The 16,490-nt window shown below is 39.6% G+C and carries 7 protein-coding genes; 4 read left to right on the top strand and 3 right to left on the bottom strand.

All coding sequences use genetic code 11. From position 1 onward, the window contains the following. Positions 1 to 126: 126 nt before the first annotated feature. Complete coding sequence (locus AC2SLT_RS04545) at positions 127 to 2,175, bottom strand: DUF389 domain-containing protein (RefSeq protein WP_486546448.1); 2,049 nt, start codon at positions 2,173 to 2,175, stop codon at positions 127 to 129. Between the two features lie 360 nt (positions 2,176 to 2,535). Between AC2SLT_RS04545 and AC2SLT_RS04550 the strand changes: the two genes are divergently transcribed. Then, the gene (locus AC2SLT_RS04550; RefSeq protein ID WP_486546449.1) at positions 2,536 to 2,730 is read left to right on the top strand and encodes a hypothetical protein; all 195 of its coding nucleotides are present in this window, start codon (positions 2,536 to 2,538) and stop codon (positions 2,728 to 2,730) included. 386 nt (positions 2,731 to 3,116) lie between these two features. Here AC2SLT_RS04550 and AC2SLT_RS04555 read toward each other — a convergent pair whose 3' ends face one another. Beyond that, complete coding sequence (locus tag AC2SLT_RS04555; RefSeq protein ID WP_486546450.1) at positions 3,117 to 4,436, bottom strand: MFS transporter; 1,320 nt, start codon at positions 4,434 to 4,436, stop codon at positions 3,117 to 3,119. Positions 4,437 to 4,756: 320 nt separating this feature from the next. Between AC2SLT_RS04555 and AC2SLT_RS04560 the strand changes: the two genes are divergently transcribed. Both AC2SLT_RS04560 and AC2SLT_RS04565 read left to right on the top strand, forming a co-directional pair. Then, complete coding sequence (locus AC2SLT_RS04560; protein WP_486546451.1) at positions 4,757 to 8,467, top strand: autotransporter assembly complex protein TamA; 3,711 nt, start codon at positions 4,757 to 4,759, stop codon at positions 8,465 to 8,467. A gap of 311 nt (positions 8,468 to 8,778) precedes the next feature. Further along, positions 8,779 to 13,788, top strand: coding sequence for a translocation/assembly module TamB domain-containing protein (locus tag AC2SLT_RS04565; protein WP_486546452.1), 5,010 nt, complete (start codon positions 8,779 to 8,781; stop codon positions 13,786 to 13,788). A gap of 405 nt (positions 13,789 to 14,193) precedes the next feature. On the opposite strand, the gene hemP is transcribed toward AC2SLT_RS04565, so the two are convergent. Then, a complete protein-coding gene (gene hemP / locus AC2SLT_RS04570) occupies positions 14,194 to 14,358 on the bottom strand; it encodes a hemin uptake protein HemP (protein WP_011960827.1) in 165 nt (54 codons plus the stop codon). Positions 14,359 to 15,035: 677 nt separating this feature from the next. Between hemP and AC2SLT_RS04575 the strand changes: the two genes are divergently transcribed. Beyond that, complete coding sequence (locus AC2SLT_RS04575; RefSeq protein WP_486546453.1) at positions 15,036 to 16,172, top strand: NUDIX domain-containing protein; 1,137 nt, start codon at positions 15,036 to 15,038, stop codon at positions 16,170 to 16,172. Positions 16,173 to 16,490 lie beyond the last annotated feature (318 nt).

Raw genomic sequence — 16,490 nt, forward strand, 5'->3', positions numbered from 1 at the left:
TCTAGTCCGTATTTTACCGTTAAAGTGGCAATAACAAACAAATTAATAGCGACAAAGTTTAGCATATTTAACACTAAAACATGACTATTGCCGCATTTTGTCGTTAAATTATTATCTTAATAAATTTTAATCGTTCGAAAGTATGGCAACGTCTGTCTGACTAATCTCTTCAGTTTGGTTAGGATCTGATTCAATGACAACAACGGGCATATAGCGTAATTGCAAACGTACAGGTTTATATTTAGGATAGTCATTATCAATCAAATTATTAATAGATTGCTCAATATTTCTAACATCAGAAGTAGAAGGACGAGTTTCTCCGCGCATGACCGCTCTCACTGTTTGATGGTTTTCGCGCGTTAAAAACTGAGTGGTGGTTAACGCATTCCCTTTATCGATGAAGTAGTCATTGATGGTTTCTTTGACCTCATTTTCAAATTGTTGTTTTTTAGTGATGGTATTAAAGTTATACGTCAAATAACCCGCAATACCAGCTAATAATACTAAAGGTACGGCATTACGACGAAAAAAGGTAATGATTGGACTTGTCTTGTAATCATCTTCCATTAGACGGCGAAATCCAGTAAACCAAAGCACTAGGGCGTTGGTAAATTGGATAGCAATAATGTTCGTCAATGCCAGCAAAAGCGCACCAAGTCCTAGACTTGCTTCACCATGAGCAAATAATATGCCACTAGCCGCCAACGGTGGCACTAATGCGGTAGCAACAGCCACCCCGACCACCGCCACGGACAAATGTGGCGAAATCATGGCGTATGCACCGGCAGTACCCCCTGCTAAAGCAACCATTAAGTCCATTGAGGTTGGCTGCGTGCGAGATAATATCTCATTTGATAATTGAGTATCCGAATGTAGCCATCCGACTATAAAGCCAATAGTGACGACCATTAGTGCCCCAAGCAGAACAGTTATCAAAGACTTACGTAAAAAGGGCATACGATAATCAATAATAGCCAAAGCGACACCACTTATCGGGCCAAGCATCATGGCAACTAACATAGCGCCTATTACTACTGCAGCTGAATTAATGACCAAACCATAACTGGCTATAATGGCAGACAGCGCATTCATAATGAAGTACATACGACTGGGCAGTGCGTTTGCTTCAATACTGACACGAATCCCTTGATAGTCTACATCGACTTTGCTTTGTTGTTCAGCCACAAACTGTTTATAGGACTCAAGTTTTTCTTCTTTTTCGATTTTAAGTTTTTCTTCTTCCGTTATTTCCTCATCTTTCTTGTCGTCTTTCTTGTCGTCTTTTTTGCGTTTGCTTTTATTAAGTTTCTGCTTGCTTTGGTTTTGTTCGTCATTCGCTTTTTCGACATCGCCTTTTTCGTCAAGATTTTCAGTTATGACCTCTTGATTATCTAAATAATGATCGTCACTTTGATATGACGTAATCGAGTTTTTATCAGAAGGGCTTGGCGAATGCTGAGTCGCTTTTTGATCATTTTCACATTTATGACCAGCCGGTTGACGGTCAAGTAAGTTTTCTTGTAATGGTTTATCAGACAAGTTATCAGGAACTGTTTCATGATGAGAATCATTAGGCTCAATGGTTTTGTTTGAGCTAACCTTCTTATTATTAGAGTCAGCACCCTTATTGGCAGTTGACCTCTCGCTTAAAATATTATCGTCAAAGTTATCTATTGAGCTGTTTGGTGTCGTCACTGTTTTAAAGGATGGGGCACTATCAGTCCTGTTTTCGGGCTTAGCCTCTTGACGTGCTAAATAATCGAGACGTTCTTTTTCCTTAGCCAGTTTTTCTGGATCCGTATCGTCATTTAAAGTGTCTGACGTCCCTTCATTTGAAAGCTCTTCTGTTTTGACTGCGGTACTTTCTTTATCTTGACGCACTGACTTCTCACCATTTTCGTGAGCAATAGTATTGTGTTCAGCCGTCTTTTGAGTAGCTATGCTTTCTTTAGTCAGGTCTTGAGTCAGGTCTTGGTCAGAGGCGTCTTCAGCAGTTGCAACGGCAATATCTTTTAACGGTTTATTGATAAGCTCTGCGTCAATAATTATAAAGGGACAGTGCCAGTGGATCTTCTCATTTGGAACAGGCTTGTAAATTTTAGACTTGTAATCATAGCCTTTAGCGTAAGGTGCGATTTGGTAGTAGGGTACAGGGATGTATGAATTTTCCGGCATTTAGCACCTATATAAAACACTTTAAACATTCTGGTTAACGATAGGTCAAGGTCAGTCGTATTGGTAAATGAGGCTCTGTTCTATAAAGTCTAATAAAAGCGACTTAAATTAGAATCTGATAAGGGTCTTATACGCACTAAAGATAATTTAATGCTTCCCTTATTTAAAGATAGTCTGCTGAATTTAAAAAACAGCTAAAAAGTATAACATTTTATTTAAAAACCCTCTTCTATAAAACAAAACCTGCTAAGGCAACAAAAATTCGTAAAAACCCTTATAATTTATGTGGAATTATAGTATAACTATAATATAATAATATTTAAGAAAGCCTAATTTGAAGAGTCAACCTAAAGCGAGGTAATGGACATGAACTGGCAATTACTCAGCATGATTTGGTCTATGACAGCAACCGTAATGATTGGCATTTTTATGATTGCCGCATTGGTCATTGGTTTTGATGGTATTCCTCATATAATTGGGACAGCGGTAGTCGGCGCACTCTTGGCCATTCCAGTGGCATTAGTCCTCACCAAGAGAATAAAAAATATTAAGTAGAATTAAGTAGGATGAATTTTATCGCCATGAACTTTAGTCTTTACCTACTATCACAGATAGTTTTACCTAAGATGGTTTTACCTAAGTTAAGTAAAGGTGCTTTATATAGTGTGTAGGATATGTAGCCTGTGGTGAAGCAAAGAAATCCACGGCTTACCCTTTGACTATTAACTATCATAATAGCAGCATCACAGTAGAGTTTTGTCTGAGTTTATAATATAGTGTCGTCTACAGATATGAAAAAAGCCAACCTTTAGAGTTTTAAGGTTGGCTTTTGCCGTTCAGAAGTCACTTAACTAAACAGAAAAATTAAGCAAATAGAACGACTAGACAAAAGAGAAGGGTCAGTGCTTCAATTATAACAGGTTAGGTATTGAAAAATATGGCTAAAGTATAGCGTCCTCTTTAATAGTCATCGTACCTTGGTACTTATTTAACTTAACATACAAGAAAATCCCAAATAATATATTTAATATACCCGTGATTAAAAATAGCTGAGGCAGTGACAGAGATAGTAAGTTTAAAATAACAATGGCAAAAATGGCTGACGTCACCATAAATATCGCATTAAAAATATTGTTAGCGCCAATGACACGCGCACGATGGTGAATCGGAGAGTAAGCTTGCATCGACGCGTATAGAGGAACAATATAAATACCGCCACTAAAGCCTAACAAAAATAAATCCAAATACACACGCCACGCGCCTTTAATACTGGATAACTCAGTAATGTCTAGTAGATGACTGCTGCTAATATTTAGTGCCGATAATGAGAAATATAAATCTATAGCGAATAGACTTAAACCCGCAATACCATAGGGCAGTATTTTAAAGCTCACTTGATTTTTAGAAAGGGTTTTGCACATCAATGATCCGATAGCAATACCGACTGAGAAGAGCGTCAGTAGTAAAATAACAACCGACTCATTGCCGTTTAATAACACTTTGCTAAACTCAGGGGTTTGGGTCAAAAAGGTAGCGCCATAAAACCAAAACCAACTGTTTCCCATAATGATAAAAAATAGCAACGGTAGCGAATATAGATACTTAATAGTATCCATACTCGTTGTCAATATATTCCAGTTCACCTTCAAATCAGGTTGCACTGCCGGCATTTTAGGGATAAATTTAGTCGCTAATAATCCTAAGGTAGCTACTAGTAAAATCATACCACTCACCCAGTATAAGCTATTGCTAAGCTGAGTGAATAAACCGGCACAAATCATACCTAATAAGATGGACAAGGAAGTGCCTGTTTGAAACAAGCCGTTGGCACCTACTAGTTCATCCTTATGCATGGCCTGTGGTAAATAGGCATATTTAATGGGACCGAAAAAAGTGGATTGTGCGCCTAATAAGAATAATGCTAAAAACAAAAACCAATACCATTCAAAGATAAGTCCAATCGCCGCCATGGTCATGATGACAACTTCTAGAACCTTGATATACCACGTCAGCCTTGCCTTTTCATATTTATCTGCTAGTTGACCTGCTAAAGCCGAAAATAAAAAGAATGGCAAGATAAATAACATAGCAGCTAAGTTATTTAGTAAGCTAATGGACACATTAAGTTTGTTAACCGCTGTATAGGTTAAGACTAATAATAATGCTTGCTTAAAGAAGTTGTCGTTAAAGGCACCTAAAAACTGGGTAAAAAACATCGGCGTAAAACGACGGCTACGAAATAGAGTAAATTGTGATGCCATAAAAGGCTTCCTAATTTGGGTACAAGGAGGTTAACGACTTTAATTAATTGTGAAATTAATCGTTAAAGTGTTGACAGTTTTATATTAATCTCAATGAAAGAGCTTGTATTCACCCCATACTTGAGTTTTTTTAGTTAAGGTTTCGCCTAAAATATCACTGATAAATATCTGCATTCAAGGTATCATAGCTACAATTTATCACAACTGTATTTACGACAACTACATTTTTTTGCTATGTGGTTTAATAAATACCAATATAAATGCACTATTCACCATATGCACTATATTTACTAATAATCGTTATTAAAAAGAGATTGGTAATGCATCTATTACATCAGCAACGGTTAGGGGACAGCCCAATAACTGACAAAAATCGCCTGCAATTACCCCTATCACCGAGTACTTCATATCTGAGTTTGACAGTAAAGGTACCTTTTCGATACTCGAATCTTGCGTATGGGTTGTCACTATGTATGTTAGCAAACGTCTGTTTGCTGCCTTCGGCATTCGCCGCTGAGTTAGGTGCTGCCAATCAACCTGAGAGCTCGGGTACTAAAAATGATAGCCAGACTTTGAATCAAATTAAACAATCTGTCAGTAATGGTCAATCGAGTGATGATAAGACTGTTGAAGAAGCGTTAATTGCTTTAAGACTTAAGCAAGCTGTTGAAAAGGGTCATATTGATCCCAGTGTTTTGGAGGATTATCAAAGAGAGACCTTAAATACGCCTGTCGGCAATAATGGTGATAGTAATAATAGTCGTTTAAGTAACAATAAAACCAACAATAGCGACACGGGTCGTAGAAATGGCAGTCAAAACTCTAACAACAACCTATCTTCCGATAACAGGGTAATGAATGATGAAGAAAAAGATGCTATAAGCTCATTAAATCAAAGTTTACAAGAGTCAAGGCTAAAAAATAACTCAACCAATAGTGACACAAGAAGTGGCAAGTCTAATCAACACGATAGCCAAACCAGCCATACCAACCAAGATAGTGACGCTATCTTTGATCGTATTTTCGCAGATGATGCCTTAGATAAAGACTTAAGTTCGGCGTTAAATAGTCACAATGGACTGACTGAGAGTACACTTACTCAGTCACCTCAGCAGCTGGATGTCTTATTATCTGATATAGGTACAGAGGTTTCCTCTGATTTTGATGCCCCAGTTGCACGACTTGATGCAGTGACGCCCCCTATAGGATTTGATTCAGAGCTTGATAAAAGAACTCAGATAAATCCAAATAATAGAAAAACTCTAGGATGGATGGATGAGCCTGCTGCGAACACTGAGGTGAGTGGTCAAAGCGCAAACATGGCTACAGACAGTGGAACTACCCCTGTTTTTAAAGCACGAGATGTCGACGTTAGCCCAGAAGATAAGGCTAGCCCAGAGAGCCAAAACGATAAGGATGATTCCCCAACTCAATCACTGAGTACACCAGTTGGTCAAGTGGCAAGTGAAATTAAACAGGCTGGTGAGATTACCGATGATGTCGTTGCCGAAGCCCAAGAAAAGGGTACTTTGGAGCCAGGTATCAATCCAGAAGATTATTTACCCGACTATCAAGGGGATGCCAATCAAAATGATCTCGGCAACGTTGTTACGGATGCGGCAGATGACGATTCACGAGATTCTGCTAATAAACAAGGATTCTTTAAGGGGCTTTATAATCGGCTATTTAACGGGGGCGTTGCAAGCTTACCGAGAATAGAGGCCGATGTCTTTATGGACCAAAATCAAGATCAATCCGGCATTGCACAACCCAAAATGGTAAAAGTCGATAGTAAACAACAGCCCTTTGCAAATATAAAAGCGGCGATGGAGAATATAACCGTTGAGTCTATTTCTGACTTTACCGCAGTCACTCCCAAGCTATATGAAGAAGCGATTAACGCTGCTCAAGCGGTAGGCTACTATGACGTAGATTTACACTTCCAAAAAGTAGCCGATGACAAAATTGCCGTCATTATCGAATCCTTAGGTGAACCGGTTAAAGTAAATAGCCGCATCATCGATATTAGAGGTGAAGGACAGGAATTAGAGGAATTCAAACAGATAGTAGAATCAGCGCCTCCTACTGTTGACAGTACATTTAATCATGGTGTCTATAAACAAACTAAACGAAATATTGAAACGACCAAAGAACAGTTTGGCTTCTTTGATGGTCAGTGGTTGAATAGCTCTGTAGATGTCATATTGCCAGACAATACGGCAGATGTAGATTTAATTTATGATACTGGGGAGCGGTATCGTTTTGATAATGTTGTCTTCTTTACTATTGATCCTGACACTGGACAGTTGACTACAGATCCCGATAAGTTACCCGTCAAATCAGAGTTGCTGCATCAGCTACATGAATTCAAAGCGGGTGATAAGTTTTATGCGCCTTCTGTTACTAAGTTTACCAATGACCTTTCAGCCACTCGTTATTTTAACGTCGTCAACGTCGAAACGGTTCGACCCGGTAGTAGTGCAGGTAGATTAGAGTTTGAAGGAAGAGGTTCCCAAGATAATCCAGAAAATGATGACCTCAGTCGCGCTGAGGATACGATTATTTCGGATGGGTTAAACTTTAATACCAAGGGCTCTGGCGATACCACTATGGACAGTCAGAATATCAGTTCAAGTCAAGCAGTAGATCAAGCCAAATCAGAGCTTGATAGTACTGAAAACTACGATTTCGAATCAGATCTAAGACCTATTGAGTACTCAATTGATCAAGAGACGTCAGATAAACTCGCTGAAATCACCGCAAAAGCAGAGCGCTTGTCGAGACTGCCTGATGATAGGGTGCTTGATGAAACGGAACAAGAAGCAAAAACGCTATTAGGAAAAATATCCAATGCGGTTAGTAAAGCCGTGGAGAAAATCATACCTGATGACGATGACCCCTTTGCCAGAACGGACTCGCTACCACAGGATTTGAGTAATACTATTTTAGCCAATCGTAAGACGCCTGAACAAGTTGCTGAGACTAAGTCTGTCCCTCTTTATGTGTTTGTCACAGCAGACAAACCAAAAGATGTCGATTTGGGTATCGGGTATGGTACAGATACTGGGGTTCGTGCTGTTGCTAGACTTGAGCATAATTTGATCAATCGTGATGGCTATCAAGCTGGCATTAGTGTTGGCGCATCAGGTATAAATCAATCTATTGACGTCCATGCCAGTCGACCATGGAAACATCCTTTGGACGATACCTTGTCTGCCAACGTCAGCTATGAACAAGAAACCATTAATCAAGGTAAGGGTAATCTTGATTTAGATACCCGCACTATAAAAGCGGGTGTCGCCCGTAATATTCGTAATGAGACAGGATGGAATAGGACCTATTCCCTTAAATATCGTGTTGATGAGCTAGAGAGTGGTGTGAGAGGCACTGATCGAGAAAATCTGCCAGTACCTTTTAACCGTGAAGGAGCAAAGTTTAATCAAGAAGCTTTATTGCTAGGCTATCAAATGGATAAAACCACCGCTGATAATGCGATGAACCCTACAAAGGGGTATCATCAATATTACTCGATTGAGGCGGGTTCTGATAGTGCGTTAACCGATACCAATATGGCGATCGCTCGTGCAGGTGTGACGGGCGTCTATAGCTTTGGTGAGATGAATAAACATCAGATCTTAGCCAGTTTGGATGGGGGATATATATGGGCTGACGACTTTGAAGATGTGCCTTATAAGCTACGATTCTTTGCCGGTGGTGATCGTAGTATTCGCGGCTATGATTATAATAGTTTGTCTGCGTTAGAAAAAGGCTATCTGGTGGGTGGACAAGTTCTGGCTGTCGGAAGTGCAGAATATAACTATGAATTTAAGCCAGGGTTAAGAGGGGCCGTTTTTGCAGATGCTGGTAATGCTTATGATACCAACTTTGAAGCGGATACCAAGTTAGGGGTAGGCTTTGGCATTCGCTGGGCGTCTCCAGTAGGTATGGTTCGCTTAGACTTAGCAGCTGGCGTGTTAGAAGAAAGTATACCCATAAGATTGCACTTTTTTATTGGATCGCCTCTGCAATAAAGCCAGTAGCGAAGCTAATAGTAGAAATATGACTAGTAGAAAGATTATTAGTAGAAAGATTAACATCGGTCAAAGTAGTTTGGATATTAAAACATGGCACTGAAATGATTAAGGCTTGGTATTGTTCGGTGTATAAATATCCTTTAAGATTAGGCATTTTTTATAGTCCTAAACTATTAATTTAACCAATTTTTAATTACATATTTTTAAGCTACATGGTAAAAATTCCACACACTTTATATCCAGTGCTAAAATTTAGATAACCTCGTTAGATCTAATTCAGGCTATTACATACTTAAGTTACTTATTATATGACTACTTCGCAAAGTCCACAGCCTAATAAACAACAAGATCCAACTCAGCGCGATGCGGAACGGTTAAAGCGTCATTATCCGCTATCATTTCTATTAAAGCTATTGGCCCTGCTTTTGGTCTTGTTCATGATTATGTGTATCGTGCTCTATATCATGGCAGGGACGTCTCGTGGTACTAAGTTTATTGTAGAAAAGATAATCTCAGAGACTGGGGTTGAGCTTGAGTATGGTGCAGGTAACTTGCGTGATGGGCTGATGGTAAAAGACATCAGTATGAGTGCATCTGAGGATGTCGATATCCACTTCGTTAACACCTACGTAAAAATTGGCTGGCGGGCGATGTTTGCAAGAGAAGTACATCTACGCGACGCGACGATAGATTCAATTGTTATTGAAAATCGTAAGCCACCGACAGGTGAACCCTTTGACTATAAATCGTATGACTTACCGGTAAACTTGCGTTTTGATCGGGCCCGTATTAATGAAATTATTTATAACCAAGCAGGCAAAGATCCCATTCAGGTCACTGATATCCAAGCCAATGATCTCAGCTGGATTGGCACCGAGCTTGAGGTTGGTAAAGCTAACCTACAATATAATGATTTAGTAAAAGTCGGTGATCTGGAAGGGTTTGTTAATTTGACAGACAGTTATCCGTTAGACTTATCGGCGGTTGTCACTGTCAATAGTTTAGACAAAGTGTATATCGATCCTATTCAAGTAAATGCGACGGGTAGCCTTAAACGTACTTACGGCAAGATACGTAGTAAATATAATGACAGTAATGTTAAGGGAGAGTTTATCGTTCAGGGCATGGATGATAACTCTCCTTTTGAAGCCAAACTAACTTGGGACGAAATTCAGCTGCCTTATGCTGAAGGTCAAGAAATTCAACTCCAGCAGGGGTTAGCGACCCTTTCAGGTGTCCGATCAGACATTGAGCTGCGTATCAATAGCCGATTATTAGCAAAAGATATTCCAAGTGGACAATATAAAGCCCGTGCAGATATTGTTGATACCAGTAAAATGCTAGTACAACGACTCACCGCCTCAACGCCTAACGGTGATCTTTTAGCAAAAGGAGTGATTGACTGGGAAGAAGCCTTCAATATTAAAGCCATGCTTTATAGTAATAATTATAAAGTGCGTAGCTTATTGCCCGAGTCTGCAGCCCCCTATGCCCCTGAATATCTTGATGGTCGTCTGGCATTCTTATATAACAATAAAAATAAAGATGGGTTAATGCAGATTGATGCAGGATTGCAGCAGCGAGATGGTGAATCCCTTAAGGCCCATGTCGTCCAGGGTAAAAAGCCAGATAACCCAAGATTTCAAGCTCCTTGGTATATTGATGCCAGTTGGAATAACTTAAAGCGTCAAAATATACCTCAAGTAGGCAATATCAATAGTCCACGAGGGTCGGCAAATATCAAGTTACGTGACAATCACCTATGGGTCACTGCCGATGCACAAATTAATGAGCTTAACGCTGCTCCAGCTGGAGACTATAAGGTAAATCTAAATAAAGTCGATAATAAGGTTAATCTTCAATCCTTTAATTACAATGGCATTATGGGTGATTTGTCAGGTAAAGGCAGTTTCATTCTAGCCAACAAAAACACGCCCTTAACGTGGGATATTGATGCAACTACCAAAGAGCTAAGACCGCAAGTTTTTAATGAAGATATGCCAGTGAAGAGATTGGTTGGCAATCTTCGCGCCAAGGGTAAGATGATCGATATCAGTCGCCGTATTAATGGCAAGATAGTCAAAGGTCAAAAACACGTATTTACTATCGATTCGACAGATATTAGCTCCACACTGACTGCTCAAGTGACAACAGGTGAGGGTGCTAATTCCAAAGTTGAGAATCGGCGATTGATGATAGTCGGTCGTGGTGATGGTGAAGTCGATATATTAAATGGCAATGTTGATCATTTCGATGCCCGTTTTAAGGGGAAAGTGGACACTCAAGGCCTACCTAAAGGTGATGTTCAACTCGATGCCAATGGGACGTTGAAAAATGTAAACATTAAGTCCTTTAGCCATCAAGGAGAGGCGGGAGACATTACAGCATCTGGGAATGTTAACTTGACCGATGGCATTCAATGGAATCTTAGCGCCAATAGCAAAGATTTTAATGTGGGCTATTTTGTGCCACAAACCAAAGGCATCGTAACAGGGGATTTAAAAACGTCAGGTAAGTGGCGATCTAATGAGACGAAGCTTGGTGATCTTCAAGCCTTTGATGTTAAATTTAATGGCTTAATTGACACTCCGGAGTTACCTAAGGGTAAGTTAGTCATTGATGCAGGTGGAGATGCTCACTCTATTAAAATACGCAATCTAAGCCATATCGGTGAGGCAGGAAGCTTGGTTGCTAAAGGCTCGGTGAATGTCAGTAATGGTGTGGCCTGGGATATAGATGCAGCCATGGATCAATTTAACCTAGGATACTTTGTATCTAATGTGCCAAGTACGATAACGGGCCGACTATCCAGTACTGGTCTTTGGAAGGAGGGGGTGCAACGTGTCAATATTAAACAGATGGCACTGCGTGGACAAATCAAAGGTGAGCCTCTACTGGCAAAAGGTAGTCTAAATGCTACTTTGCATTTACCGAAGGATATGGGACATTATTTTGAATCCTTGCAAGCGGCAGATACTAACGCTCAAGTTCAAAAAGTAAAAAGTATCGTTGAGACCCTAAATGCAAACGACTTGATCGTCCAATGGGGTAACAATCAAATCGTGGCAAATGGTAATGCTAATAACCTACAAGCTAAAGTAAATATTCATGACCTATCCCAATTAGGGGACGGATTCTCAGGCGATATATTGGGTGGTTTCACTTTAGTTCAGCCTAAAGGAAAAGCGCTACCCACTATATATGTTGATCTTACGGGTGATAGGCTACTTCTGCCTGGTATCTCCTTAGAAAAAGGGATTATTAAAGGAAAGATTGTTGATCTCGCTAAGAGTCCAAGTACGTTAGTCATTATGGCAGAGGGTTTAAAAGCTTCAGAAAGTAAATTTGAAAATGTACATGCCATATTTAATGGTACTGAGCGAAATCATACCGTTACTCTAACTGCAGATACCAATAGTGCAAATACTCCAGTCAGCCTTAAAGCCGCTATCAAAGGAGGCTACGATCGTAACGCCCAACGTTGGACAGGTGTCATAGGAAATGGAGAGATTGGCACTCAATACGTGACTTTAGCACAAAGCCAACCCGCACAATTAATCGCTTCGTTTGCAGGAGATGCGCCACAGATACAGTTAGCAGCTCACTGCTGGCAGGCTACCAATCAAACAGGCAAGCTGTGTCTGCGTGAAAACCTAATCGCTTCTACTGCTAAAGGACAAGTAAATTTAGCGTTACAAAATATTGATACCACTTTATTTACGCCATTTTTACCCAAAGATATAAGCTGGCAAGCAAACTTAAATGGTAAAGCGGTCATGAAGTGGGGTAAAGGCATTAAGCCTTCTATAAATGCTACGTTGTACTCTGATAATGGCAAGATTGGCATGCTACAAGAGGGCTATTCAGAACCGGTTACTATGCCCTACAAGCGCGTTTCTCTTATCGTTAGGTCTTTTGAAGAAGGTATAAAACTGCGTACAGATATCGATAGTGGTCATGGTGCTCGAGGATATGCTGACATAGTGGTTGATCCTTATAAAGAGGAGAAACCTATATCAGGCGCGCTGGTATTAAATGAGTTTAACTTAGCCATTTTGAAACCTTTCTTCCCTGGTATGCGTCGTTTAGCAGGTAATATAACGATGGCCGGTGGCTTGGGCGGTACGTTGAGTAGTCCTGTATTTTACGGTGATGTGAACTTAAAAAAGGCTACGATCGCTATGTTAGACCTGCCCGTTAATTTGACGAATATCAATGCAAAAGCTAAAGTTCGTGGAAAAAGTGCGACCATTGATGGCGAGTTTATGAGTGGTGAGGGCACAGGTCTGCTGACAGGAACGGTAGATTGGCAACAAGAGCTTCAAGCAAAACTGCGCGTAAGAGGCGAGCGTTTGATACTATCCCAGCCGCCCCTATTATTTGCTGAGATAACCCCAGATTTAAATATCATTATTAAGCCTCAACAAAAGAGCGTTAATATTGTCGGAGCGGTTTTAGTACCCAATGCGACCATAAGACCACCTGAGGCGAATGAAGACGTGATCACCAAGTCAGATGATGTTGTGGTACTTGACCGTGAGCTTATAGGTAATATTGAAGAGGTTTTAGCCATTTCTCAGCCTTGGTCAATCAATGCTGATATTGGGGTTGACTTAGGTCGTGACGTTACCTTCCAAGGATTTGGTGCGGTGCTACCTTTAGCAGGTGCAGTGCATGTTACCCAAAAAGGGCAAGGTGTGATGAATGCACTTGGGGTAGTACAGGTTAGTCGCCGAACCAATATTGATGCTTTTGGCCAAAGTCTAGAGCTCAATTATGGTCAAGTTCGTTTTAATGGTGAGGTTGTTAATCCTCAGCTAAGTATTGAAGCGGTTAAAGAGATAGAAGGCCGAACGGTAGGGTTGCGGGTTAAAGGTCGAGTTTCAGAACCAAATATAACGGTCTTTAATGATGCAGGGTTAACACAACAACAGGCAATGAATGCATTGGTCACGGGACGACTATCAAATCCAGCCGCTACTCAGATTAGCGAGGAAGGCTTTAAATCCGAAGTGACCAATAACTTAGCGGCTGCTGGATTAAGCTTTGGCTTAAGTGGTACTCGGAATTTAACCAATAGTATTGGACAAGCCTTTGGACTTGAGCGATTGACCATTGATGCCTCAGGGAACAGTGATGACACAAGTCTTAATGTCACAGGATACATCACGCCAGACTTATATATTCGATATGGTGTGGGGGTGTTTAATGCGCAAAGTAGTCTGTCGGTACGTTATCAGCTAACGCGTCGTATCTATGTAGAGGCTAGCTCATCTGTTGAAAACGCTATCGATGTGGTTTATAGCTTCCAGTTCTAATTTTTCAAGCTTAGAGTTATTGATTTTATAGTCATTACTTTAGTCAGCACTTAAATGGCTTCTAATACATTGCTTCAATATACAGCTAGGATAAAATATAGCTAGGATAGAGGATGCTACGGCATAATGTTGTTATGCCTTCAAGTATCGTCGTCTATTAAGGATGAATAGAGGTAAGGCTAAAATGTTTGGCGTAAAAAAGAGGGCAACTGTCACAGTTGCCCTCTTTTTTTGTATTAATATTTTGATATAAATTTATTTAAGTTGATGTCGCAACATGTTCAGTCCAATTATAAAGCTACGGCATTGACCTCATCAAGTTTACTATACTAGTAATTATATAGTGACCATCGATGAAGCTTATTGCTCAATAATTATTGCCCAATATCTATTACCAAATGATGGCTACTTGGTCAAAATTAATCGGTTGTTTCTGGTTAGGCGCAATCGATATTCCTCACCTTCATGTTGAATACGAACTTCTTTCGTTAAGGCAAAAAGATGCTCAGATTGTAGCATAGGAAGTTGATTATCACGAAGACGAAGTGCTCGAGAAATGATAGTAGCCATGGGTTATATCCTCTGTTTAATGATTGTTGTATAGTCAACGAACAACTAAACGGTTACGGCGTTAACCTCGTTAAGCCTACTCCCGTATTACTTGCTACTTGCACTCGGTTGCCTTGTAACCATTTTAGACTTCGTTGACTATAGTGAGTAGCGAGATGCATTCTAATGCTGCTATTGATGATAACCATCAGCTATTTATTTAAACAATCCATAGAAAATCATAAGTGCCAACATATAAAGAGTTTGCTATTTTAATAAATTAGTAGTATTGAAGAGCACTGAATGACAATTTTTTCTATTTGATAATGATTATCATTAACTTAATTATTATTTATTCTCATACACATTGCAAGTGTTTTTTTAAACTTAATCATTTAAATTATCAATGGATGGGCAAAAACAATCTTGAATACTTAATTTAATTAAAATAGTGTGTTTAAAAAATAGAGTGTTTTTAAATTATTTACCTCATTCTCAACTCTTAACGTAGGCTGTGGCTTTAGTCCAGTATTTTGATTAAAGGTCTTGATTTGCTGGGCTAAAAGCACCAGCCTACAATAAATTTTAATAAGTTGAGAACGGGGTGTTATTAAGTGATAGACAGTCTTCTAGCGTTAAGACAATTAGTTTGGCACTGATTAGCACTATACGAATCTATAAGTAATGATGGAGCAACAATGAAGGAAATTAAGGTGGCAATTGCAGTAATCCACTTCTCGGATAAATATTTACTGGGTTATCGTCATTCGCAGCAACATCAAGGCGATCGATATGAATTTATTGGTGGTAAAGTAGAAGATAATGAAACACCCAAGGATGCTTTAATGAGAGAGGTTGACGAAGAGATAGGGCTGAAAATAACGTCTGATAATTTGATTAATAAAATGGGGGTTTTACGTCATGTATATGATGATTTCAAAGAACCAAAAAATAGTAAAACAGTTTGTTTGCATGTTTTTCGAGTCCGTTTAAGTCAGCGTCAGTTTGAACGCTATTTAGTTCGGAATCAAGGTAATGAAGGGCAGTTATTGAGGTGGGTTACAGGGTCTGATCTCATTTCGCACCACTATCGGTTGCCAGAAGCCAATAAAACTATTTTGCACTGGCTTAGTTTGTCAGATCTTATCACCATTACTCAAGATATAGAGTTAGAGACAGGTAAAAAAGCATCTGATGATGTCAATCGACGGAGACTGACCAGTGCAGAAGCCTGGAGTCACTTCTATCAGCAATATCTACCTTTAAATGCTACTGTATATGTACGTTTAAAACATTCCGACATCGATAGTCAACTGCCGTTGGTGCAACAACTTGCTCTCAAGCGAAGAGATTTGAGTTTGATAGTGAGTAGTCAACTTGCCAGTTCATGGTTCAAACAACTACGAGATAATGACTCAACAAAAGCGAAGATGAAACTGCCTATTGCACAACATATAACAGAATCACAGGTGAATAATCTGGTGTCAGACGATATGGTTATTGAGGAAAGTAATGTAAAAAGTCTGGTCAATTTACCGCTTACTGCAAGTTGCCATACCGCACTAAGTCTTGAGAAACTCAATAGGTTGGCTCAATATAGGTTATCGTCTAATAGCTCGCCAGTAATCGGGGTTTACTTATCACCCGTTAACCCAACTCAAACCCACCCAGAAAAACATGCTCTAGGTTGGCAAGGACTCAATCAGCTTGCTTTTAAGTCAGAGGTCCCTGTTATTGCATTAGGGGGAATGGCGCCGAATGATTTAGATACAGCAAGACAACATGGCGCAGATAAAGTTGCTGGGATCCGCCAGTTTTTAACGAATTCTAGGTAATTGTTTCGTTTGAAATTAATATTTTACAAAATCATATCCTAATCACACATATTATCGATAGTATTGATTCAACTGAATACTTATTATGATAAGGACTTAACGCTCAACTCCTAACAAAGATTATGGCTTAAACCGAGTATTTTTAGTTAAAGGTCTCGATTTTCTGAGCTAAAATCGACAGTCTACCCTGAACTTTAATAAGTTGAGAACGGGGTATGTTAAATGAAGCCTTATTAAATGGACCCTTAGTAAATGGACCTTGCTCTAAAGATTAAATGGACCTCATTCTAAAGATTTCTATCGTAAATAAACTCATTT

It is taken from the genome of Psychrobacter sp. CX18, from assembly GCF_057396215.1.

Bases quoted from the DNA above. Each gene is read 5' to 3' on its own strand.
- AC2SLT_RS04545 (WP_486546448.1), bottom strand. From the start codon at position 2,175: ATGCCGGAAAATTCATACATCCCTGTACCCTACTACCAAATCGCACCT.
- AC2SLT_RS04555 (WP_486546450.1), bottom strand. From the start codon at position 4,436: ATGGCATCACAATTTACTCTATTTCGTAGCCGTCGTTTTACGCCGATG.
- AC2SLT_RS04565 (WP_486546452.1), top strand. From the start codon at position 8,779: ATGACTACTTCGCAAAGTCCACAGCCTAATAAACAACAAGATCCAACT.
- AC2SLT_RS04560 (WP_486546451.1), top strand. From the start codon at position 4,757: ATGCATCTATTACATCAGCAACGGTTAGGGGACAGCCCAATAACTGAC.
- hemP (WP_011960827.1), bottom strand. From the start codon at position 14,358: ATGGCTACTATCATTTCTCGAGCACTTCGTCTTCGTGATAATCAACTT.
- AC2SLT_RS04550 (WP_486546449.1), top strand. From the start codon at position 2,536: ATGGACATGAACTGGCAATTACTCAGCATGATTTGGTCTATGACAGCA.
- AC2SLT_RS04575 (WP_486546453.1), top strand. From the start codon at position 15,036: ATGAAGGAAATTAAGGTGGCAATTGCAGTAATCCACTTCTCGGATAAA.